22 protein-coding genes are annotated in these 21,365 nt (G+C 66.1%); 15 read left to right on the forward strand and 7 right to left on the reverse strand.

The annotated features are described in order from the left end of the window. Nucleotides 1-22: 22 nt before the first annotated feature. From M1248_RS02110 to M1248_RS02120, 3 genes are read left to right on the forward strand one after another with little or no spacing between them, the layout of a single operon-like run. The gene (locus M1248_RS02110) at nt 23-1,642 is read left to right on the forward strand and encodes a flavin-containing monooxygenase (protein WP_163729686.1); all 1,620 of its coding nucleotides are present in this window, start codon (nt 23-25) and stop codon (nt 1,640-1,642) included. Then, complete coding sequence (locus M1248_RS02115) at nt 1,639-2,442, forward strand: mycofactocin-coupled SDR family oxidoreductase (protein WP_317147409.1); 804 nt, start codon at nt 1,639-1,641, stop codon at nt 2,440-2,442. Before M1248_RS02110 ends, M1248_RS02115 begins: the two co-directional genes overlap by 4 nt. A 2-nt stretch (nt 2,443-2,444) precedes the next feature. Further along, a complete protein-coding gene (locus M1248_RS02120) occupies nt 2,445-3,272 on the forward strand; it encodes a mycofactocin-coupled SDR family oxidoreductase (RefSeq protein ID WP_163729681.1) in 828 nt (275 codons plus the stop codon). A 3-nt stretch (nt 3,273-3,275) separates the two neighbouring features. Here the strand turns inward: M1248_RS02120 and M1248_RS02125 are convergent, their stop codons facing one another. Beyond that, complete coding sequence (locus tag M1248_RS02125) at nt 3,276-4,133, reverse strand: alpha/beta fold hydrolase (protein ID WP_163729679.1); 858 nt, start codon at nt 4,131-4,133, stop codon at nt 3,276-3,278. A gap of 115 nt (nt 4,134-4,248) precedes the next feature. Here M1248_RS02125 and M1248_RS02130 point away from each other — a divergent pair, with 115 nt between their 5' ends. Then, nucleotides 4,249-4,659, forward strand: a complete 411-nt coding sequence (locus M1248_RS02130; RefSeq protein WP_317147410.1) for a hypothetical protein — start codon at nt 4,249-4,251, stop codon at nt 4,657-4,659. A 28-nt stretch (nt 4,660-4,687) separates the two neighbouring features. Here the strand turns inward: M1248_RS02130 and M1248_RS02135 are convergent, their stop codons facing one another. Then, complete coding sequence (locus M1248_RS02135) at nt 4,688-5,419, reverse strand: hypothetical protein (protein WP_317147411.1); 732 nt, start codon at nt 5,417-5,419, stop codon at nt 4,688-4,690. Nucleotides 5,420-5,577: 158 nt separating this feature from the next. Between M1248_RS02135 and M1248_RS02140 the strand changes: the two genes are divergently transcribed. From M1248_RS02140 to holA, 3 genes are read left to right on the forward strand one after another with little or no spacing between them, the layout of a single operon-like run. Beyond that, nucleotides 5,578-6,402 (forward strand): ComEA family DNA-binding protein, encoded by an 825-nt coding sequence (locus M1248_RS02140; RefSeq protein WP_163729675.1) that lies wholly within the window; start codon nt 5,578-5,580, stop codon nt 6,400-6,402. Between the two features lie 5 nt (nt 6,403-6,407). Further along, nucleotides 6,408-7,943 (forward strand): ComEC/Rec2 family competence protein, encoded by a 1,536-nt coding sequence (locus M1248_RS02145; protein WP_317147469.1) that lies wholly within the window; start codon nt 6,408-6,410, stop codon nt 7,941-7,943. Nucleotides 7,944-7,960: 17 nt separating this feature from the next. Further along, on the forward strand, nt 7,961-8,902 hold the full coding sequence (gene holA, locus M1248_RS02150; RefSeq protein WP_163737323.1) for a DNA polymerase III subunit delta: 942 nt from the start codon (nt 7,961-7,963) through the stop codon (nt 8,900-8,902). Between the two features lie 35 nt (nt 8,903-8,937). Here the strand turns inward: holA and rpsT are convergent, their stop codons facing one another. After that, on the reverse strand, nt 8,938-9,198 hold the full coding sequence (gene rpsT / locus M1248_RS02155; RefSeq protein WP_083125256.1) for a 30S ribosomal protein S20: 261 nt from the start codon (nt 9,196-9,198) through the stop codon (nt 8,938-8,940). A gap of 289 nt (nt 9,199-9,487) precedes the next feature. On the opposite strand from rpsT, the gene M1248_RS02160 reads away from it, so the two are divergent. Genes M1248_RS02160 through M1248_RS02170 form a run of 3 tightly spaced genes read left to right on the forward strand, consistent with a single transcriptional unit; the run spans nt 9,488 to nt 12,884 of the window. After that, a complete protein-coding gene (locus M1248_RS02160; RefSeq protein WP_410506609.1) occupies nt 9,488-11,068 on the forward strand; it encodes a circularly permuted type 2 ATP-grasp protein in 1,581 nt (526 codons plus the stop codon). Then, nucleotides 11,068-12,045, forward strand: coding sequence for an alpha-E domain-containing protein (locus tag M1248_RS02165; protein WP_163729671.1), 978 nt, complete (start codon nt 11,068-11,070; stop codon nt 12,043-12,045). Before M1248_RS02160 ends, M1248_RS02165 begins: the two co-directional genes overlap by 1 nt. Further along, nucleotides 12,045-12,884 (forward strand): transglutaminase domain-containing protein, encoded by an 840-nt coding sequence (locus M1248_RS02170; RefSeq protein ID WP_163729669.1) that lies wholly within the window; start codon nt 12,045-12,047, stop codon nt 12,882-12,884. The genes M1248_RS02165 and M1248_RS02170 overlap by 1 nt, the downstream gene beginning before the upstream one ends. Nucleotides 12,885-12,886: 2 nt before the next feature. Here M1248_RS02170 and M1248_RS02175 read toward each other — a convergent pair whose 3' ends face one another. From M1248_RS02175 to M1248_RS02185, 3 genes are all read right to left on the reverse strand, one after another. After that, nucleotides 12,887-13,843 carry an alpha/beta hydrolase gene (locus M1248_RS02175; RefSeq protein WP_174262058.1) on the reverse strand — a complete coding sequence of 319 codons (957 nt, stop codon included), beginning with the start codon at nt 13,841-13,843 and terminating at the stop codon, nt 12,887-12,889. Nucleotides 13,844-14,060: 217 nt separating this feature from the next. Then, nucleotides 14,061-14,924 carry a ribonuclease Z gene (locus M1248_RS02180; protein WP_083125259.1) on the reverse strand — a complete coding sequence of 288 codons (864 nt, stop codon included), beginning with the start codon at nt 14,922-14,924 and terminating at the stop codon, nt 14,061-14,063. A gap of 37 nt (nt 14,925-14,961) precedes the next feature. Further along, on the reverse strand, nt 14,962-15,981 hold the full coding sequence (locus M1248_RS02185; protein WP_317147412.1) for an aldo/keto reductase: 1,020 nt from the start codon (nt 15,979-15,981) through the stop codon (nt 14,962-14,964). A 162-nt stretch (nt 15,982-16,143) separates the two neighbouring features. Between M1248_RS02185 and M1248_RS02190 the strand changes: the two genes are divergently transcribed. Then, nucleotides 16,144-16,572, forward strand: a complete 429-nt coding sequence (locus M1248_RS02190) for a CBS domain-containing protein (RefSeq protein WP_163729665.1) — start codon at nt 16,144-16,146, stop codon at nt 16,570-16,572. Then, nucleotides 16,565-17,173, forward strand: a complete 609-nt coding sequence (locus tag M1248_RS02195) for a GNAT family N-acetyltransferase (protein ID WP_163729663.1) — start codon at nt 16,565-16,567, stop codon at nt 17,171-17,173. Before M1248_RS02190 ends, M1248_RS02195 begins: the two co-directional genes overlap by 8 nt. Nucleotides 17,174-17,272: 99 nt before the next feature. Here M1248_RS02195 and M1248_RS02200 read toward each other — a convergent pair whose 3' ends face one another. Continuing rightward, entirely contained in the window at nt 17,273-17,872 is a 600-nt protein-coding gene (locus M1248_RS02200) for a type II toxin-antitoxin system PemK/MazF family toxin (RefSeq protein ID WP_163729661.1), read from the reverse strand. Nucleotides 17,873-17,967: 95 nt separating this feature from the next. On the opposite strand from M1248_RS02200, the gene lepA reads away from it, so the two are divergent. From lepA to M1248_RS02215, 3 genes are read left to right on the forward strand one after another with little or no spacing between them, the layout of a single operon-like run. Beyond that, entirely contained in the window at nt 17,968-19,815 is a 1,848-nt protein-coding gene (gene lepA, locus M1248_RS02205) for a translation elongation factor 4 (RefSeq protein WP_163737317.1), read from the forward strand. A 16-nt stretch (nt 19,816-19,831) separates the two neighbouring features. After that, nucleotides 19,832-20,545 (forward strand): sensor domain-containing protein, encoded by a 714-nt coding sequence (locus M1248_RS02210; RefSeq protein ID WP_163729659.1) that lies wholly within the window; start codon nt 19,832-19,834, stop codon nt 20,543-20,545. Nucleotides 20,546-20,601: 56 nt separating this feature from the next. Then, nucleotides 20,602-21,315, forward strand: coding sequence for a sensor domain-containing protein (locus M1248_RS02215; RefSeq protein WP_317147414.1), 714 nt, complete (start codon nt 20,602-20,604; stop codon nt 21,313-21,315). Nucleotides 21,316-21,365 lie beyond the last annotated feature (50 nt).

The raw sequence follows: 21,365 nt of genomic DNA on the forward strand, positions 1-21,365 counted from the left end.
CGCGACGACCTACCGTGTGGTCGTGAGCACCGAGGCAGACGTAGACGTCGTCATCGATGTCGTCATCGTGGGCGCAGGTTTCGCCGGAATCTACGCCCTGCACAAATTCCGGTCGCTGGGATTGACGGCGCGGGTGTTCGAGGCCGCGCCGGAGGTTGGCGGCACGTGGTACTTCAACCGGTACCCCGGTGCGCGCTGCGATGTCGAAAGTGTCGACTACTGCTACTCGTTCTCCGACGAGTTGCAACAGAAATGGTCGTGGACCGAGAAATATGCGACGCAGGCCGAGATCCTGCGGTACCTGAACTGGGTCGTCGACGAGCTCGATCTGCGTGACGGCATCACGTTCGACACCCGTGTGACATCGGCGGTGTTCGATGACGCCGCTGTGCGCTGGACGGTGAACACCGACACGGGGGAGTCGGTCAACGCACGATTCTGCGTGATGGCAACGGGACCGTTGTCGGCCGCGTTGACGCCGGACTTCCCAGGCCTGTCCACGTTCGAAGGCGACGTTTACCACACCGCGCACTGGCCGAAGGAGACCGTCGACTTCACCGGCAAGCGCGTCGCGGTGATCGGCACCGGATCATCCGGCATCCAGTCGATACCGATCATCGCCGACCAGGCGGAGAAGCTCGTCGTCTTCCAACGCACCCCGAATTACAGTGTCCCTGCAGGTAATCGAGCCTTGACGGACGATGACGTCGCCGACTACAAGGCTTCTTACGACGAGCGCCGGCGGTTGTCGTGGCGCAGCGGCGGAGGCTCACCACACATTGCGCACCCCAAGCTGACGATGGAGGCCACCGCTGAGGAGCGCAGGGCGGCATTCGAAAAGCGTTGGGAACTCGGCGGCGTGTTGTTCTCCAAGACCTTCAGCGACCAGATGACGGATATCGAAGCCAACGACGAAGCCCGAAAGTTCTACGAGGAAAAGGTCCGCGCCGTCATCGATGATCCCGAGGTCGCCGACCTGTTGATCCCGAACGACCATCCGATCGGCACCAAACGGATCTGCACCGACACCAACTACTTTCAGACTTTCAACCGGTCACACGTCGAGCTCGTCAGTGTCCGCAAGACGCCCATCGAGTCCATCGACGCCACCGGCATCACCACCTCCGACGCACGTTTCGACGTCGATGCGATTGTGCTCGCGACCGGGTTCGATGCGATGACGGGCGCCCTGGCAAAGATCGACATCGTCGGGCGTAACGGCCACACGCTTCGCGACGACTGGGCGCACGGGCCACGCACTTACCTCGGGTTGGCGGTGGACGATTTTCCGAATCTGTTCCTGGTGTCCGGCCCCGGCGCCCCCGCGGTGCTGGCCAACATGGTGCTGCACGCAGAAGCGCACGTGAACTGGATCGCCGATGCCATCACCTACCTCGACGACCACGGTCACACCGCCATCGAGGCCACGGCGGACGCCGTCGAGGACTGGAACGCCGAACTGAACCGACGGGCGGACGCGTCACTGTTCACCCGGGCGAATTCCTGGTACATGGGGGCGAACGTGCCTGGAAAGCCACGGGGCTTCATGCTTTTCATCGGCGGGTTCGCCGCCTACCTCGACATCTGCCGCGAGGTCGTCTCCGCGGGCTACAAAGGGTTCGAACTCGTGACGGCGCCGTGAGGTCCGGACTCGACGGCAAGGTGGTCGTCGTCACCGGCGCCGCTCAGGGAACGGGACGCGTGCACTGCCAACGGTTCGCCGATGAGGGCGCAGATGTGATCGCTCTCGATACTGCTGTAGTCGCCGACGAATTGAACAACACGGCAACGCAGGTGCGCGATCGAGGCCGGCGATGTGTCGCCGCGACGGTCGACGTACGCGATGCCGACGCGATGTCAACCGCGATCGACGCCGCCGTCGGCGAACTGGGTCGGCTCGACGTCGTCGTGGCCAATGCCGGCGTACACACCGCAGGCGCACCGACATGGGAACTCAGCGACGAAACCTGGCAGAACACGCTGGCCATCAATCTGACCGGGGTGTTTCACACCGTGAAGTCGGCGGTGTCACACATCGGTGAGGGCGGGGGATCCGTGGTGATCATCAGTTCCACGAATGGATTACGTGGTACTCCCAACACCGCGCACTACACCGCCAGCAAGCATGCGCTGGTAGGCCTTGCCCGCACACTGGCCAATGAGCTTGGACCGCAGCGGATTCGGGTCAACACGGTTCATCCGGGCGCAGTCGGTACAGCGATGGTGCTCAACGACGCGACATTCCGGCGGCTCTGTCCCGAGGTGCCCAACCCCACGGCGGCCGACGCCGCTGAAGTCCTCAAGGCCCGCAACCTGCTGCCGGTGGGATGGGTCGAGCCCGTCGACGTCGCCAACGCCGTCGTGTTCCTGGCCTCCGACGACGCCCGCTACATCACCGGAACCCAACTCGTGGTCGACGCCGGTCTGACACAGAAGGTGTGAAGATGGGTCGACTGCAGGGGAAGGTCGCACTGATCACCGGTGCGGCGCGGGGTATCGGACGCGCGCAGGCGGTTCGGTTCGCCCAGGAGGGTGCCGACGTCATCGCCCTCGACATCTGCGGCCCGGTGGACACCGTCGTCACACCGCCGGCGACGCCCGCCGATCTCGACGACACGGCCCGGCTGGTATCCGAAGCCGGCGGCCGTGTCGTCACCGAGGTCGTCGACGTCCGTGACAGCGCTGCTGTGCAGGCCGCAACGGACCGCGGCGTCGAGTTCCTCGGTGGTCTGGACATTGTGTGCGCGACCGCGGGGATCACCTCGCGCGGGATGGCCATCGAGATGTCCGAGATCGCCTGGCAGACAATGTTGGACGTCAACCTGACCGGTGTCTGGCGGACCTGTCGTGCTACCGCACCGCATCTCATCGAACGCGGAGCGGGTTCGATGATTCTGATCAGCTCCATCGCGGGCCTGCGTGGTTTGGTCGGGGTTGCGCACTACACCTCGGCCAAACACGGCGTGGTTGGGCTCATGCGCACCCTCGCCAATGAGCTTGCACCGCACAATATCAGGGTCAACTCGGTGCATCCGACCAATGTCGATACGCCGATGATCCAAAACGACAACGTCCGCGCCGCGTTCCGGCCGGACCTCGAGCATGTCTCCCGTGAGGAGTTCGCCGAGGCGGCGTGCTCGATGAACATGCTGCCGATTCCGTGGGTCGACGCCGTCGACGTCGCCAACGCATGCCTGTTCCTGGCGTCGGACGAGGCCCGCTACATCACCGCCGTCACGCTGCCCGTGGACGCGGGCAGCACTCAGCGCTGAGTCTCAGCGGGTCAGGAACGCCAGCACCGCGCTTTCGAACGCGTCCTTGGCCTCGATCATCGCCCAGTGTCCGCAGTTCGGGAACACGTGCAGCTCTGCGTTGGGAATGGTGCGCATCGGGATCAGGGCCATGTCCAACGGGCTCACCCGATCGTCGCGGCCCCACGTCAGCAGCGTCGGAGCGGCCACCTTGTGCATCGTCGCCCAGGGCAGTGGAGCATCCGATGCCCGCATCGCCGCCATCATCTGCGTGAACGCCGCCTTGCCGTACATGCGGCGGGCGCTTTCCAGCGTCGGTGGGTCTGTCGCCAGCGCCCACCGTTCCTCGATCAGTTGCTCGGTCACCAGTGCCGGGTCGTACACCATCGAGTGCAACCAGTCGACCAGTCGCTGCCGCGTCGGGTTCTCGGTGAATTCCTGCAACAGCCGGATGCCCTCACTGGGGCCCGGCGAGAAGATGTTGGTGCCGATCCCGCCGATGGTGACGAGGCGCCGCACCTTCGCCGGCTGATGGGTCGCGTAGTTGATGCCGACGGCGCCACCCATCGAGTTGCCGATGATGTCGACGGAGTCGAGTCCCAGCGCGTCGATGAACGTGCCCACGGCGCCGAATGCGGTGAGCATCGGGTGGCCACCGAAGTCGTCGCTCACGCCGAAGCCGGGGAACTCCAGCACGAGGCAGCGAAAGCGCTCGGCGAATGTGCCCAGGATGCCGCGGAAATTGCGCCAGCCCGTCACCCCGGGACCGGACCCGTGCAAGAGCACCAGGGGAGGACCATCACCCGCTTCGTGGTAGCGAAGAACGCCCGCCTCGGTGGGCATCTCGCGAAGCGTGTCGTCATAGGTCAATTCCGCTGTCATCACCGATCCCGTCGCCGACAATTGGGCAATACCTCAGACTGGCATCGTGACATACGGCGTCGCGGCCGCCGTCCCGGTGAACGGGCCATAAGCACGGCCGGTCCGGAAAGGAGTCATGATCGCCATGCCCGTGGACGCGAAAGCGGTCAGCCACTTCCTTGCCGAATACTTCGAGGCCTTCGCGGCATGCGTGCGCGGCGAGCGGGAGATCGCCACGCTACTGGCCTGCTACGCGGTACCGCTGATCATCACCAGCGACGACGGCGTCACAGGGCTCACGACGAACAGCGAGGTCGCGACGGTCATCCAGGGCCAGGTCGACGGGTTGCGGGCCCTGCGGTACAGCGGGACCCGGCTGCTTCAGTCCGAGGTCATCGGTCTCAACGCGACGTCAGCGCTGTTTCGCGCCAGCCTGTCGCGATACGACGACCAGGGCGATGAAATCGACTGCCCGACAATTACTTACGTCATAACCAATATCGATGACGGCCTGCGGATATCGATGCTCGCCGCCCTCGGCGACTAGTGCGGCACATCGGCGCGAAGAGTTCCGATCATTCAACGGTTTCTTCGACGGGTTTCAATTCCTCGGCCGAGTCCGGTTCGGTCGCCGGGTCCCTCGCGTCGGGGGCGTCGGCGGTGGCGGGCCGCTTGTCGCGTTGCGGCTCCGCAGACAACGCGGCGCCGAGCGCCAAGAAGAACAGGATGAGCAGCGGTGCGCCGAGATAGGTGTTCATCGGGCCGCCGGGCGAGATGAAGCTGCCGGGGGGACCGATGATCGTGATCGTCTCGATCAGCTGCTCCACCGCGAACACGGCGGCGACGATCCCAAGCCAGCGAGGGAACTGACCGGCATTGGCGGCCAACAGAATCGGTACAGCCATCATGAGGTTCGTGATCGTCAGCATCGGAGCCGACATGGTCACGATGTCGGTGATCGTCCGTGCGGTCGCCGAGCCGAGCTGTTCGGGGTGCAGTGCCAAACCCGCGGCGAACCACGTGGCGATGAACACCTGCGCCAGCAACGCCGCGGCACCGACGGTGAAAACGTAGCCGGCCGGGCCTGACAACCGCTCACGCGCATACCCGAGTAGCGCCACCAGCGCCAGAGACCCGAATGCGAGCAGCAGTGCCTGTGCGCGCATCGCCCCCGAGTGCTCATTGACATGCGCGACGATCGCCGAGCCCGGCTTGTCGATGCCGGGAAATCTTGGCGCCAGCACCAGTGCAACGGCGTACAGCACCGCGAACGCAATACCGGCCGTCATCGGGGTTCGACGATCCATATTGCACCCCCTCGTGCCGCGGTGAGACTCATCGATGCGGACACCGGACATCAACCCTAGACAACGCACCTATCCACAACCGTCATTTGATCCCCAGCGCGCGTCGCGTGTCCCTGTTCGCGGCAAGTGCGGTCCGACGTCGGGCCTACTTTCGGCTCATGCGAACGGAATTGCCCGCCGAGCGTCTGCATCGCCGTCTCGGCGCAGAGAGTGAGCCCGATACCGATGCCGACAGCGAGCCCCGGCCCGACACGTTGTTGTCGCGGTGGTTACCCGACTCCAATGCCGGCGGAACGCCGAGTTGGCTGGCGGCCGTGCGAGCAGATCCGGGCAGGGCGGGGGTCATCGCATTGGGTGTCGTGGGTGTCATCGCGGTTCTGGTCACACTGTTCACGCTGGCGCGCGACGACTCGCCGCCGGTGACTTCGGCGAAACTGCCGCCGGTGCAGATGGTTTCGTCGGCGAGTCCGACCCCATCCGCTGGTGCGCCCGCACCCGATACACCCGTCGTGGTGAGCGTGGTCGGCCTTGTCGGTAAGCCTGGCCTGGTGACGCTGGACCCGGGGGCTCGGATCGCCGATGCGCTCGCTGCCGCTGGCGGCGCGCTCGACGGCGCGGATCTGTTGGAACTGAACATGGCACGACGAGTCGCAGACGGCGAGCAGATCGTCGTCGGCATCGCTCCGGTACCGGGGGAGCCGGCGACGATGGGCAGCTCCATCAGCCCGGGAGCGGCCCCGGCCGCGTCATCGGAGGTGCCTTCGATTCCCGGCGATCCCGCAGCGCCGGACGGTCTGGTGGACCTCAACAGCGCAACCGTCGAGCAGCTCGACGGCCTGCCGGGGATCGGTCCGGTGACCGCGGCAGCGATCGTCGCGTGGCGTGACGCCAACGGACGCTTCAGTAGCGTCGACCAACTCGGCGACGTCGACGGCATCGGGCCTGCGCGGCTGGAAAAGCTGCGCGATCGCGTCCATGTGTGACCACGATGGACCCGGGCGTCACGAGGCTCGACCTGCGCCTGGTACCGGCGGCGCTGACCGCCTGGTCGGTGACAGCTGCCGGAATCCTCTGGCCCACAACAGGTGTGATCGCCATGTCGACGGTTGCGGTCGCGGGGACCGCAGCGGCGGGGTGGTGGGGCCGTGGCCGCGGCGGCGATGATCGCACCTTCGGTGCAGGGGTGCTCGCCGTCGCGGTGGTCGGTGCAGCGTTCGCCATCGCGATCGGACTTCGCGTCGACGCGATGGGGCAGCATCCGGTCTCCCAGCGGTACGGCACGGTCGCCTCCGTCCTCGTCACACCGGTGGAAAGCCCTCGCGAACTGGGCGGCAACCGGGTGATGTTCCGCGCGACGTTTCAGGAACTCGACGGTCGCGAGGTGAGCGGAAGGCTTGTTGTATTCGCCTCGGCCGCTGCCTTTTCGGAGCTGACTGCGGGCCGACCCGTCGCATTCCGCGCCCAGATCGGCCGACCGACGCGCAACGATTTGACGGTCGCCGTGCTGTCGGCGACAGGTACGCCGACGTTGGGTGAGGCGGCAACCGTGCTGCGCGCCGCACATGACGTCCGCGCGGGCTTCGCCGAGGCGGCGCGCGGCGCCCTGCCCGCGGATCAGGCGGCGATGTTGCCTGCGCTGGTCCTCGGCGACACCTCGACGCTGTCGCCGAAGACGACCGAGGAGTTCCGGGCATCGGGCCTGACGCACCTGACCGCGGTGTCCGGCGCCAATGTGACCATCGTGTGCGGGGCGGTGCTGTTGAGTGCCGGTGTCGTCGGACCACGGATGGCGGTAGTGCTCGCGGCGTTCGCGCTGCTTGGTTTCGTCGTCGTGGTGCAGCCCTCGGCGAGTGTGTTGCGCGCCGCGGTCATGGGCGCGGTCACGCTGTTGGCGTTGGTGTCGCACCGCCGTCGGCAGGCGATTCCAGCACTGTCGGCGACGGTTCTGGTGCTGATGATCGCCTCGCCCGAACTCGCTGTCGACCTGGGGTTCGCCCTGTCGGTGTCGGCGACCGCGGCGTTGGTGGTCATCGCCCCTGTGTGGTCGCGGCGCCTGGTCGGGCGTGGCTGGCCCAAGCCGCTCGCCGACGCGGTGTGCGTCGCTGTCGCCGCCCAACTCGTCACCGCACCTCTCATCGCGGGGATATCGGGCACCCTCAGCGTAATGTCGGTGGCCGCCAATTTGGCTGTCGCCGTGGTCATTCCGCCGATCACCGTCGTCGGCACCGCCGCCGCGGCCGTGTGCCCGGTCTGGCCTGCGGGAGCGGATCTGCTGATCAGGTTCACCGGACCCGAACTGTGGTGGTTGCTTCGCGTTGCGCACTGGTCGGCACGTGTTCCGGGCGCGTCGATCGCCGTGCCGTCAGGGCTGCTGGGTGTCGTCGTCGTCGCTGCGGCGGGAGGCGCGGTCGTGGTGCTGTGGCGCCGGCGCTGGACCCGCATGGGCGTATGTGTGGCGCTCGTCGTCGGGCTGGCGTGGACGGTGGCGGGTCTGTCGGGTGGCCATGACACGATCGTCGGGTGAGTGACGATGCTGCACGCTTGCACCTGGTGCTCGGAGACGAAGAGCTGCTGGTCGAACGGGCGATAACCGCGGTGCTCAAAAGTGCCCGCAAGCGGGCGGGCACCGAGGACGTCCCCGTGGACCGGCTGCGCGCCGGTGAGGTCAGCACCAGCGAGCTCGCCGAGCTACTGAGCCCGTCGTTGTTCGCCGAAGAGCGGGTCGTGGTGCTGGAGTCCGCAGCCGAGGCGGGCAAGGACGCGGTCGCGCTCATCTCCGAAGTCGCCGCCGACCTGCCGTCAGGAACCGAGTTGATCGTGGTGCACTCCGGTGGTGGCCGCGCCAAGGCGCTGGCGGACAAGCTCAAAGGCCTTGGCGCACAGGTCCATCCATGCGCCAAGATCACGAAATTCGCCGAGCGTGCCGACTTTGTGCGGCGCGAGTTCCGCTCACTGAAGGTCAAAGTCAGCGACGACACCGTGACAGCGCTGCTGGACGCCGTCGGCTCCGACATCCGCGACCTGGCCTCGGTGTGCTCGCAGTTGGTGGCCGACACCGACGGCGAGGTCGACGCCGCGGCCGTTCGTCGATACCACTCGGGAAAGGCCGAGGTGAAGGGCTTCGACATCGCGGACAAGGCGGTCGTCGGCGACGTCGCGGGCGCCGCCGAGGCGCTGCGCTGGGCGATGCTGGCCGGCGAGCCCCAGGTGGTGTTGGCCGACGCACTGGCCGAGGCCGTCCACACGATCGCCCGGGTGGCGCCGCTGTCCGGCGATCCCTACCGGCTGGCATCGGAGCTGGGCATGCCGCCGTGGCGGGTGCAGAAGGCGCAGAAGCAGGCGAGACGGTGGTCGCGCGCCTCGGTCGCGGAGGCGATGCGGCTCGTCGCGGCGTTGAACGCCGACGTGAAGGGAGCCGCAGCGGACGCCGACTACGCGTTGGAGTCAGCGGTGCGAAAGGTCGCCGAGCTCGTCGCGGACTAGTTGTCCGAAGTTCAGACTGAAGCGGACGGGCGGAATCAGATCTTGTTGAACGCGCGCGACAGCGCGGACTTGCGGTTGGCCGCCTGGTTCTTGTGGATCACGCCTTTGCTGGCGGCCTTGTCGAGCTGACGGCTGGTCTTCAGCAGCAACTCGTTGGCCTTGTCCTTGTCCCCGGCCTCGACGGCCTCCCGGAATCCGCGGACAGCCGTGTGAAGAGACGACTTCACCGACTTGTTGCGCAGTCTGCGGCGCTCGTTGGTCTTGATGCGCTTTTCCTGCGACTTGATGTTGGCCACGCGTGTTTTCCTTCGTAAATCCAGGTTGGTTGAATGCAAAGACGTTATTGGGCCCCCGACCTGCGGGCAGCGAGGGTTCAGATTACCAGCGCAGTGGGTAAATGCCCAAAGTGACGTCGCTGGCCTGCCGAAACGCCGCACTTGGTGCAGCATGTCAATGGTGAGTCTTCGAACACTTCCCGCCGACACCGCACGATCGTCGCGAACCCGCTCGACAAAGCCCCGACGTCACGACGGCGTTTTCGAGGGCTACAACAGCCTGGGCAGCTATTCGAAGGCGTTCGACGAGATGTTCGACGCCCAGGGCAACGTCCGGGGCCCCTACAAGGGCATCTTCGCCGAGCTGGAGCCGACTGACGCCTCCGAGCTGGCGGCCCGCGCCGAGGCCCTCGGGCGTGCCTTCATCGACCAGGGCATCACGTTCTCGCTATCCGGTCAGGAGCGGCCGTTTCCGCTGGATCTCGTCCCGCGGGTGATTTCGGCGGCGGAGTGGACTCGGCTCGAGAAGGGGATCACCCAGCGGGTCAAGGCGCTCGAGGCCTATCTCGACGACATCTACGGCGAACAGGAGATCTTGCGCGACGGGGTCATTCCGCGCCGGCTGGTGACCTCATGCGAGCACTTCCACCGTGAGGCGGTGGGCATATCCCCGCCCAACGGCGTCCGTATCCACGTCGCAGGCATCGACCTCGTTCGCGACGCGCAGGGCGCCTTCCGCGTGCTCGAGGACAACCTGCGCTCACCGTCGGGAGTCTCCTACGTGATGGAGAACCGGCGGACGATGGCGCGGGTCTTCCCCAATCTGTTCGCCACTCACCGGGTGCGGGCCGTCGGCGACTACTCGTCACATCTGTTGCGGGCACTGCGCAATGCGGCCGCCTCCAACGAGGCCGATCCGACCGTCGTCGTGCTGACGCCCGGCGTCTACAACTCGGCGTACTTCGAACATTCGCTGCTCGCCCGTCAGATGGGCGTCGAACTCGTCGAGGGTCGCGACCTGTTCTGTCGCGACAACACCGTCTACATGCGCACCACCGAGGGCGAGCGCCAGGTCGACGTCATCTACCGGCGCATCGACGACGACTTCCTCGACCCGATGCAGTTCAATCCCAACTCGGTACTCGGCGTTGCCGGCCTGCTCAATGCCGCGCGGGCGGGCAACGTCGTCATCTCCAGCGCAGTCGGCAACGGCGTCGGCGATGACAAGCTCGTCTACACCTACGTCCCCACGATCATCGAGTACTACCTGGGCGAAAAGCCGCTACTGGCCAACGTCGACACCTTTCGGTGCTGGCTCGACGAGGAACGTGAGGAAGTCCTCGATCGAGTGGATGAATTGGTCATCAAACCGGTCGAAGGCTCGGGCGGCTACGGCATCGTGTTCGGCCCCGATGCGTCGGAGAAGGAACTCGCTGCGATCAGCAAGAAGATCCGGAGCGACCCGCGCGGCTGGATCGCGCAGCCGGTGGTTCAGCTCTCCACCGTCCCGACCCAGATCGGCGACAGCCTGGCGCCCCGGCACGTCGACCTGCGTCCGTTCGCCGTCAACGATGGTGACGATGTCTGGGTGCTGCCCGGCGGCCTGACGCGAGTGGCCCTGCCCGAAGGGTCGCTGGTCGTCAACTCCAGCCAGGGAGGGGGATCCAAGGACACCTGGGTGCTGGCGTCGCGCACCTCGGTCGCCGACCGTGAGCTCGCCGCGGCCGAAGTGGTGCGGTCGCTGCCCAAGGCGCCGAAGGCGCCGAAGAGCGACAACGGTTCCGAGAGCTCACAACAGCAGCAACAACAGCAGTCGCAGCCGACGGGCGCCACGAACGGATCCCAGACTCAGCAACAGCAACAACAGCAGCAAGCGCAAGGGAGCCAATGATGTTGGCCCGCAACGCTGAATCGCTGTATTGGATCGGACGCTATGTCGAGCGGGCCGACGACACCGCCCGAATCCTCGATGTGACGGTCCACCAATTGCTCGAGGACTCCAGCGTCGACCCCGATCAGGCGTCACGGACTCTGCTGCGCGTGCTCGGCATCGAGCCGCCCGAGGAGTCGCTGGACGTGTGGTCGTTGACCGACATCGTCGCCTTCGGCCGGGACTCACACGGAGCGTGTTCGATCGTCGAGGCCATCTCGGCCGCGCGCGAGAATGCCCGCGGTGCTCGCGAGGTCACCTCAACGGAGATCTGGGAATGCCTCAACACGACCTACAACGCACTCGCTGAACGTGAGCGCGCAGCGAAACGTCTTGGGCCACATGAGTTTCTGTCATTTGTCGAGGGCCGCGCGGCAATGTTCGCCGGTTTGGCGGATTCGACGTTGAGCCGCGACGACGGCTACCGCTTCATGGTCTTGGGCCGCGCGATCGAACGGGTCGACATGACCGTCCGGCTGCTGCTGGCCCGTGTCGGCGACAGTGCGTCCTCACCGGCGTGGGTGACGGTGCTTCGTTCTGCGGGCGCGCACGACACATATCTACGCACCTACCGTGGCGTGCTGGATGCGGGCCGTGTCGTCGAGTTCATGCTGCTGGACCGGCTTTTCCCGCGATCGGTCATGTATTCGCTGCGGCTGGCCGAACACAGCCTCGACGAACTGCGCCACCGCGCCCTCAATCGCGTCGGTGCGACCGCGGAAACCCAACGGCTGCTGGGCCGCGCGCGCAGCGAGCTGGAGTTCCTGCGCCCCGGACTGCTCCTGGATTCACTCGAGGAGCGTCTCGCCGGGCTGCAGAAGGTCTGTGCCGATGTCGGGGAAGCGTTGGCGTTGGAGTACTTCCACTCCGCCCCGTGGGTCGCATGGACGGACGCGGGACATAACGGCTCTCTGGTCATCGAGGAAGGCGAAGTCTGATGTGGCGGCTGAGAGTGGTCCATTCCACCGGCTACGCCTACAAGTCACCGGTGACTGCGTCGTTCAACGAGGCCAGGCTGACTCCACGCTCGGACGCCCGGCAAAACGTCATCTTGAACCGTGTCGAAACCGTGCCCGCGACAAGGTCATACCGCTACGTCGACTATTGGGGCACGGCGGTTACGGCGTTCGACCTGCACGCGCCCCACACCGAGCTGGAGGTGACGTCGTCGTCGGTGGTGGAGACCAACCGCGGCGCCATGCCGAAAGAGGATGTCAGCTGGGAGGATCTGCGGTCAGCGGGGGCGATCGACCGGTTCGACGAAGTGCTCGGCCCGACGCACTACACACCGGAGAGCAAGCGAATTGCGCGGGTGGGGCAGCGCATCATCAAGGACCACGATCCGCGTGAGGCCGTTGTCGCGGCCGCCAACTGGGTGCACAGTGAACTCGAGTACGTTCCCGGAACCACCGGCGTGCATTCGTCCGGGCTGGACGCGCACCGCGAAGGCAAGGGGGTCTGCCAAGACTTCGCCCATCTGACGCTGATCCTGCTGCGCAGCATGGGAATTCCCGCCCGCTACGTGTCCGGGTATCTGCATCCGAACAAGAAGGCCAAGATCGATGACACCATCGACGGGCAGAGCCACGCGTGGGTGCAGGCGTGGACCGGTGGTTGGTGGAACTACGACCCCACGAACGACGCCGAGATCAACGAGCAGTACATCAGTGTCGGTGTCGGCCGCGACTATTCGGATGTCAGCCCACTCAAGGGCATCTACTCCGGCGAAGGCTCGACCGACCTCGACGTCGTCGTGGAGATCACCCGGCTGGCTTAGGGTTACGCGCCGAGGGTGGCCTGGATGTCGCCCTTCATCGCCCTCAGCTGAGAACCCCAGTAGGCCCAATCGTGGATGCCGTTGGGCGGGAAGTTGAACGTCCCGTTGTTGCCGCCGTCGGCGACGTAGAGCCGCTGGAAGTTCTTGTTGCTGTCCAACGTGATGCTTTCGAGGACCTGACCGGGAAGACCCGTGTCACCCAACTCGCCGGGCCTGCCGCTGCCGCAGTACACCCAGATCCGGGTGCCATTGTTGACCAGCCTCTGAACGTTGACCGTCGGGTCGTTGCGCTGCCAGGCCGGCCCGCCGCCGGGTCCCCACATCGCGCTCGCGTCGAATCCGCCGGCGTCGCGCATCGAGATTCCGACCAGCGCCGGCCAGATGCCTTCGGACAGGTTCAGGAACCCCGACAGCGATCCCGCGTAGACGAACTGCGCTGGGTGGTACGCGGCCAGGATCAACGCCGAGCTACCCGACATGGACAGTCCCACCACGGCGTTTCCGGTGGGGGAGATGCCTTTGTTGGCAGAGAGGTAGGCGGGCAGCTCCGAGGTCAGAAACGTCTCCCACTGGTAGTTGTAGGTGGTGCCGTTGCCGACCGCCGGACCCTGCCAGTTGGTGTAGAAGCTCGACATTCCGCCGACGGGCATCACGACGGACAACCCGGACTGGTAGTAGTCCTCGAACGCGGCGGTCTCGATGTCCCAGCCGCTGTTGTCATCGCGGGCGCGAAGACCGTCGAGAAGGTACACGGCGCGCGTGCCGCCACCTTGGAATCGCACGGGGATGTCGCGTCCCATCGCGGCGGACGGCACCATCAGCGTCTCGACGGGAAGTCCGGGCCGGGAGTAGGCGGCGGCCGATCCGGTTTGGCCTGCGACCGCGATCAAACCTGGCAGGACGAGGGCGGCCAGGGCGGCTGCACAGAATCTGCGCGCCATTGTGCTCACTGATGTCATGTGTATCGCACATCTTTCGGGTAATGCCGCAGTGTTTGCGGTCTTCGATTTCCGAGCTACGGGCCGGCGTTCCCGACGATGCCGGTTCAGGTGCTTCTGCTTCACACCTGCCGCAGAGGTCAGCGCTGACCAACAGCGCCGCCATTCAATTCGTCGGCAGCCGACACCGCCACGTTACGGACGCCGGCGTGGTCGCGCCGGAAGCGTCACTGTTCGGTCATGAACCCGCGGGCTTGGCGCAGACGCCGGGGTGGACCTCGACGCGATGCAGGTCGTCACCCACCTCGATCTGGCGATCGAACGCCGTCGCCGCCAATGCACGCCACTCGTCTTCGGCGCCGGGCGCGATCGCGGGCACGTAGTGGGTGAGGATGAGAATGCCCACACCGGCTCGTGTCGCAGTCTCCGCGGCCTGCTCGACAGAGGAGTGGTAGTCGCAGATATCCCTGATGCGCTGCATCGGCATGGCGTCGATCAGGTCCTTGCGAATCACTGTGTGCACCAACGCGCCAGCGCCGGATGCCAGAGCGTCGAGGCTCTCACACGGCACGGTGTCGCCGGCCAGCACGACCGAGGCCCCGGCATGCTCGATACGAAAGCCGATGGTGGGCGCCACCGGGCGGTGGTCGGTCGGTGCGACGCGAATCTGCACACCGTCGCGATCCCACACCGGGCCGTCGGTGTACTCGAAGACCTCTACCGGCGGCGGTGAGTTCAGGTCCGCATGGTGAGCGATGCGGTACCCGATGTCGAACCCGAACGCCTTGAGCGTGTTCTCGACCACCTCGGCGGTGCCGGGGGGACCGATGATGGGCAGAGGTGCGGGATCGGGGGTGAACGTCGATACCCAGCGGGTGATGATCACGTCGCCAAGATCGGCGATGTGGTCACTGTGCAGGTGGGTCAGCAGCAGCGCCGTCAACGCATTGGCTCCGGTGCCCGCGCCGGTGAGCCGTTGCTGAACGCCGCGGCCGCAGTCGATCAGGAACGTCTGACCGCCCGCTCGGACAAGCGTCGACGGGCCCGCGCGGTTCGCGTCGGGGATGGGGCTTCCGGTGCCGAGCAGCGTCACCTCGATCATGGGCCTAGGTATACCCGTCGAGCCGGACCGATGGGCGTTATTCGCGGCCCGCGGACACCCAGCTGAGGTTTCCGAAGCGGTGCCCCGTGACCGCGGCCGCCGCAGCATCCAGTGCGTCGAGCTGTTGCGCCGTCAGCGTCACCGACAGCGAGCCGAGATTCTCTTCGACGCGAGCCGCCCGCCGGGTGCCTGGGATCGGCACCGCCGCGACACCGAGCGTCTGTGCGCGATACCGCAGCCACGCCAGCGCCACCTGCGCGGGCGTCGCGCCCTGTTGAGCGGCGACACCTTTCACGAGCTCCACCACCGCCAGATTCGCGTCCAGCGCACCGTCGCCGAATCGGGGCATGGTGCGCCGGAAATCCCCGGACGGCAGGTCGTCGCTAGACGTGATCGTGCCGGTCAGGAAGCCGCGGCCGAGCGGTGAGTAGGGGACGAACCCGACACCGAGTTCGGCGGCGGCCGGGACGACGCTGGCTTCCACGTCGCGGCTCCAGATCGACCATTCGCTCTGTACCGCCGCGATCGGGTGCACGGCCACCGCGGCCCGCAGCTCGTCGGCGGTGACCTCCGAGAGCCCGAGGTGGCGAACCTTGCCCGCCGTCACCAGCTCGGCCATGGCGCCCACCGTTTCTTCGATCGGCACGCTCGTATCGCGCCGGTGCATGTAGTAGAGGTCAACCGCGTCGGTCTGCAGCCGCTGCAGGCTCTCGTCGATGCACGCGCGGACGTACGCGGCATCTCCGCGTGCCGCGAGTTCTTGCGCCGCGCGATTGGCCGGATTGCCGGTGATGCCGAACTTCGTTGCCAGGGTGACCTCGTCCCGACGGTCGGCCAACAGCTGGGCGATCAGCCGCTCGTTTTCGCCGCCGCCATAGACGTTCGCGGTGTCGATGAAGGTCACACCCAGGTCAATACAGCGATGCAGGGTGGTCAGCGACTCGGTGTCGTCGACCTCGCCGTATACGGGAGTCAGCGCCATTGCACCGAAACCGATTGCGCTGACTGATAGTTCGTCGCCCAGCGCGACGGTGGGCACGGCGTTGTCCGCTGCCATGTTCGTTCCTTCCGCGTCGACTGTCGAAAGTCAAAGGGTCCAGCCGCGCCTACCACCGTTCTATTCCTCGGAAGGGCACTTTGGGACAGCTATGCCAAAACCTTTCGCGCGGCGCGAGTCGGACCTAGCCTGAAGTGAGCCAGGTCACGAGCGGAGGCAACGATGCGGATCGCGGACGTATTGCGGAACAAGGGTGCGTCGGTGGCGACCATCACCCCGGAGACCTCGGTGTCCGGGCTGCTCACCGAACTCTCCGTGCACAACATCGGCGCGATGGTGGTGGTCTCGCCCGACGGCGTGATCGGCATCGTCTCCGAGCGCGACGTCGTCCGCGCGCTGCACCAGCGCGGCGCCGACCTGCTGCGGATGCCGGTTTCGGAGATCATGACGACGTTCGTCGCCACATGCACCCCGACCGACACGGTGGACAGTCTCAGCGCGCTGATGACCACCAAGCGGGTCCGCCACATCCCGGTGATGGAGAACGGCAGGCTCACCGGGATCGTCAGCATCGGTGACGTCGTCAAGACACGTATGGAAGAGCTCGAAGCGCAGCAGGAGCAGCTGCAGGCCTACATCACACGTGGCTGAGATCGAGGTCGAGGCGGCGCAGCGGCGCGACGCACGACGGATCGGCACGGTGCTGGCGCGCGCGTTCTACGACGACCCGGTGACGTCGTGGATGCTGCCCGACGACCGAACCCGATTGAAGGGGCTGACCCGGGCGTTCACCGGCTTGGCGCGGCACCACTTCCTGCCGCGTGGGGGTTCGGAGGTCGGCAGGCGCGGCGGGCCCGTCGGTGCAGCCACGTTGTGGGATCCGCCGGGTCAGCGCAAGACGTCGTGGTTCGAGGAGCTGCGGATGGCCCCCGTGATGCTGTGGTCGCTGCGGTCCCGTGTACCCGCGAGCGTGCGGCTGCAAGAGATCATGGAGGAGCACCATCCGGAAGAGCCGCATTGGTACCTGATGCTGATCGGCAGTGACCCGTCAGTGCGCGGGGCGGGCTTGGGCCAGGCGTTGATGCGGTCGCGGCTCGACCGCTGCGACGCCGAGCGTGTGCCCGCGTATCTGGAGAACAGCAACCCGAAGAACGAGGCGTACTACCTGCGGTTCGGGTTCGAGGTCATCGGCGAGATCAAGGTGCCCGACGGGGGACCGTCGATGTGGCCGATGTGGCGCGAGCCTCGCTGACCTGATCCGCGAGGGCCCGCCAGAAGCCGCGAACGACCCCAAAATGCACGCGGTATGCGGCGTGTTGCTGTGCAAACACGGTCGCTCGCGAGGGAGAAATCAGCTCCAGGAGTACTCGGCGCGTAGCCGCGCGGCCACGACCTCGAACTTCTCCCGCGCCAGGATCGCGCCCTCGCGGCGGATGCCCTCTTCCGGCACGTCGAGCACGCGGTCCAGCCGCACCCAGCTCGCCCTGCTCTCGTAGTCCCAGGTGCCGGTGCCGATGCTGACCCAATTGGGGTCTTCGCGGTGATGTTCCTGGCTGGAGAGCATCAGGCCGAGCAGCACGGCCCGGTCACGCCCGACAATCAGCACCGGCCGGTCCTTACCCTTGGTCGGATCGTCTTCGTAGACCACCCACGTCCACACGATCTCTCCGGGATCGGCCTGGCCGTCGAGGTCGGGCGCGTAGGACAGCTTGCGGGCCCGGTGTGCGGTCGGGACGAAGTTCTGGCTTACCGGCCGGCCCGCGGTGATCGCGCGGGGCTCAGCAGCCGGCGCGCCGACGATGGCGTCGATACCGAGCTTGATGCCGTATTGAAGACCGCGCGCGACGGTCTCGGGTTGCAGCTGCTGGCGGATGAACTTCGGCGCCTCGTTGAACACCAGGTTCTCCGCAAAGCGCTGGAAGGTCTGCAGCCCTTTCCAGGGGGGAGCCATATCGACGAGCTTAAGGGAAGGTCCGTTCCCACGATTGTGTCGCCGGGGGCCTCGCTAGATACCCTGGTAGCGCACCATCCGACCCGGCTCAGGAGATTCCCATCAGCAGTTTCGCCGACAAGACGTTCACCGCGCCGGCGCAGATTCGGAACTTCTGCATCATCGCCCATATCGACCACGGCAAGTCGACGCTGGCCGACCGGATGCTGCAGCTGACCGGCGTGGTCGCCGATCGTGATATGCGCGCCCAGTATTTGGACCGGATGGACATCGAGCGCGAGCGCGGCATCACGATCAAGGCGCAGAACGTCCGCTTGCCCTGGAAGGTCGGTGACGAGGAGTTCGTGCTCCATCTGATCGACACTCCGGGCCACGTCGACTTCACCTACGAGGTGTCCCGGGCGCTGGAGGCGTGCGAGGGCGCGGTGCTGCTGGTCGACGCCGCTCAGGGCATCGAGGCCCAGACGCTGGCGAACCTCTATTTGGCGCTGGACCGCGATCTGCACATCATTCCGGTGCTCAACAAAATCGACCTGCCGGCCGCCGACCCGGACCGCTACGCGGCCGAGATCGCCCACATCATCGGTTGTGAGCCCACCGATGTGCTGCGGGTGTCGGGCAAGACGGGCGACGGCGTTGCGGACCTGCTCGATCACGTCGTGCGCGAGGTGCCGCCGCCGACGGGCGACGCCGACGCGCCGGCCCGCGCGATGATCTTCGACTCCGTCTACGACACCTACCGCGGTGTGGTGACGTATGTGCGCGTGGTGGACGGCAAGATCGTGCCGCGTGAACGCATCAAGATGATGTCCACCGGTGCCCACCACGAGCTGCTGGAAGTGGGCATCGTCTCGCCCGACCCGAAGCCGTCGGTGGGTCTCGGCGTTGGCGAGGTCGGCTACCTGATCACCGGTGTGAAGGACGTGCGCCAGTCAAAGGTCGGTGACACCGTCACGAGTGCGAAACACGGCGCGACGGAACCGTTGACGGGATATCGCGAGCCGCGCCCGATGGTTTACTCCGGGCTGTATCCGGTCGACGGCTCGGATTACCCGGATCTGCGCGATGCGCTCGAGCGGCTGCAGCTCAACGACGCCGCGCTCTCGTGGGAGCCGGAGACGTCGGTGGCGCTGGGGTTCGGCTTCCGCTGCGGCTTCCTCGGGCTGCTGCACATGGAGATCACCCGTGAGAGGCTCGAGCGCGAATTCAACCTCGACCTCATTTCGACCTCGCCCAACGTTGTCTATCGCCTGGTACAGGAAGACGGCAGCGAGATGGTCGTCACCAACCCGTCGGATTGGCCGGAAGGCAAGATCCGCACGGTGTTCGAGCCAGTGGTGAAGACCACCATCATCGCGCCGAGCGAGTTCATCGGCACGATCATGGAACTGTGCCAGTCCCGACGCGGCGAGCTCGGCGGCATGGACTACCTGTCGCCGGAGCGCGTCGAGCTGCGCTACACAATGCCGTTGGGAGAGATCATCTTTGACTTCTTCGACGCGCTGAAGTCGCGCACCCGTGGCTACGCCAGCCTCGACTATGAGGAGTCCGGCGAGCAGGAAGCGGATCTGGTGAAGGTCGACATCCTGTTGCAGGGCGAGGCCGTCGACGCCTTCAGCGCGATCGTGCACAAGGACGCGGCGTTCGCCTATGGCAACAAGATGACGACCAAACTCAAGGAGCTGATTCCGCGTCAGCAGTTCGAAGTTCCGGTGCAGGCCGCGATCGGTTCGAAGATCATTGCTCGCGAAAACATCCGCGCGATACGCAAAGACGTGCTATCGAAGTGTTACGGCGGTGACATCACGCGCAAGCGCAAGCTGCTCGAGAAACAAAAAGAGGGCAAGAAGCGAATGAAGACCATAGGTCGGGTTGAAGTGCCTCAGGAGGCATTCGTCGCGGCTCTGTCCACCGACGGCCCGGCCGACAAGACGAAGAAGTAGGTTCCACCAGAAGATGATGCGCTCAACGACTCGCATAGTGGGTGCGTTGAGCGCGTGCGTCCTGCTGGCGGCGTGTGGCGCTCCTGTCCAGGACGCGCGGCCCACGGTTCGCATCGCCGAAGCCGTCCAACCTTCTCCTGCGCGTGCGCTCGACAAGATTTTGCCCACCCAGGAAGAGCTGTCCGTCCTGGGGCCCAACGGCATGATGGGGCAGCGCGTCCAGGGCGGTCCGAGCATGCTCCTGGCCACCATCGGCGAAGCTGACGCCACACCCGCCGACTGCGTCAGCCCGACGTACCGGCTGCAACGGGTGGTCTACGACACCGCTGCGGTGCAATCGGTCGCCAGCCAGTCGTGGACAGGCGGATCGTTCGACGCGCCCCCGGTGTCGGGGTTCTTCGGCGTGGTGCAGTTCTCCTCTGAGGCCGACGCGCGCGCGTTCTTCGCCGACGCGGCGGACAAGTGGCATCGGTGCAACGGACAGGCGCTGGTACTGAATCAGCCCGACCACGGTGCGCAACGCACGAGCAGGATCACCGACGTGACCGTCGACGGCCGGATGGTCTCGGCGATGGTGATGCAGGACTCCGGTTCGATGTCCCAGCGCGCGCTCGGGGTGGCGGCGGATTGTGTTGTGGACGTGGAGGTTTCCGACATGAACGGCTTGGGCGGCCCGCAGGCGGCCGCGACGTTGGCCCGGGTGATGCTGGAGAAGGTCGGCACCGCGTAGCCGCCGGAATTCGCCGGTGGTGCCCGCATTCGCCGTCAGTCGGTCACAATAACGCGGTGACCTACATCGGTACGGCCAAGCGGAGACACGCCGCCGCGGCCGTGATCGCAGCATCCGTCCTGCTCACCGGCTGCGTGAGCACCGTGGCGGGTACCGCGGTGCGTCCACCGAACGCCGGGCGCAGCGACGTGCCCCCGCTGGACGAGTCGAAACTCGACGACCTGGTGCTCCCGATCGGGGAGATCAACGCGATCATGGGCTCGTCCGCGATGGAGGTCACCAGCGAGCTGGACGAGATGACCGACCATTCGGACGCGGTGTCGGACCCGGACTGCCTCGGCGCGATCTACGGGGCCGAGGAGCCCGTGTACGCCGGCAGCGGCTGGACCGCGGTGCGGGACCAGATATCGCGCGAAGAAGGCGACGACAACGAGCACTGGGTCGAGCAGACCGTCGTGCTCTATCCGTCAGCCGACAAGGCGCAGGATTTCTTCGAGAAGTCCAAGGCGCAGTGGGAGAGTTGCAACGAATCCACCGTTTCGGTAGGCAACGGCGGCGACGCATATGACTGGGATATCGAGGAGTTCAATGCCGAAGACGCCCTGGTCACTCAGGTGACGACGCAACGGGACGCCGCCGGATGGGCATGCCAGCACGCGCTTTCACCGGTTTCGAACGTCACGGTCGAGGTGTGGGCGTGCAGCTACTCACCAGGGGACGAGGCCGAGACCATCGTCACCGACATCGTCGCCAACGCCGCCGAGAAGTAACCGGCCGACCGCCTGGCCCGGTTTCGACCGGGCAACTCGAGGCGGTATGC

Source organism: Mycobacterium sp. 29Ha (assembly GCF_032883055.1).
GTDB lineage: Bacteria > Actinomycetota > Actinomycetes > Mycobacteriales > Mycobacteriaceae > Mycobacterium > Mycobacterium gallinarum.

What these genes read in the sequence shown, in the direction of transcription:
- M1248_RS02120 (WP_163729681.1), top strand. Translation starts at nt 2,445, where the DNA reads ATGGGTCGACTGCAGGGGAAGGTCGCACTGATCACCGGTGCGGCGCGG.
- M1248_RS02175 (WP_174262058.1), bottom strand. Translation starts at nt 13,843, where the DNA reads ATGACATCAGTGAGCACAATGGCGCGCAGATTCTGTGCAGCCGCCCTG.
- M1248_RS02170 (WP_163729669.1), top strand. Translation starts at nt 12,045, where the DNA reads ATGTGGCGGCTGAGAGTGGTCCATTCCACCGGCTACGCCTACAAGTCA.
- M1248_RS02200 (WP_163729661.1), bottom strand. Translation starts at nt 17,872, where the DNA reads ATGGCTCCCCCCTGGAAAGGGCTGCAGACCTTCCAGCGCTTTGCGGAG.
- M1248_RS02210 (WP_163729659.1), top strand. Translation starts at nt 19,832, where the DNA reads ATGCGCTCAACGACTCGCATAGTGGGTGCGTTGAGCGCGTGCGTCCTG.
- M1248_RS02145 (WP_317147469.1), top strand. Translation starts at nt 6,408, where the DNA reads ATGGACCCGGGCGTCACGAGGCTCGACCTGCGCCTGGTACCGGCGGCG.
- M1248_RS02135 (WP_317147411.1), bottom strand. Translation starts at nt 5,419, where the DNA reads ATGGATCGTCGAACCCCGATGACGGCCGGTATTGCGTTCGCGGTGCTG.
- M1248_RS02185 (WP_317147412.1), bottom strand. Translation starts at nt 15,981, where the DNA reads ATGGCAGCGGACAACGCCGTGCCCACCGTCGCGCTGGGCGACGAACTA.
- M1248_RS02125 (WP_163729679.1), bottom strand. Translation starts at nt 4,133, where the DNA reads ATGACAGCGGAATTGACCTATGACGACACGCTTCGCGAGATGCCCACC.
- M1248_RS02140 (WP_163729675.1), top strand. Translation starts at nt 5,578, where the DNA reads ATGCGAACGGAATTGCCCGCCGAGCGTCTGCATCGCCGTCTCGGCGCA.
- M1248_RS02180 (WP_083125259.1), bottom strand. Translation starts at nt 14,924, where the DNA reads ATGATCGAGGTGACGCTGCTCGGCACCGGAAGCCCCATCCCCGACGCG.
- M1248_RS02190 (WP_163729665.1), top strand. Translation starts at nt 16,144, where the DNA reads ATGCGGATCGCGGACGTATTGCGGAACAAGGGTGCGTCGGTGGCGACC.
- M1248_RS02160 (WP_410506609.1), top strand. Translation starts at nt 9,488, where the DNA reads ATGTTCGACGCCCAGGGCAACGTCCGGGGCCCCTACAAGGGCATCTTC.
- M1248_RS02130 (WP_317147410.1), top strand. Translation starts at nt 4,249, where the DNA reads ATGATCGCCATGCCCGTGGACGCGAAAGCGGTCAGCCACTTCCTTGCC.
- M1248_RS02165 (WP_163729671.1), top strand. Translation starts at nt 11,068, where the DNA reads ATGTTGGCCCGCAACGCTGAATCGCTGTATTGGATCGGACGCTATGTC.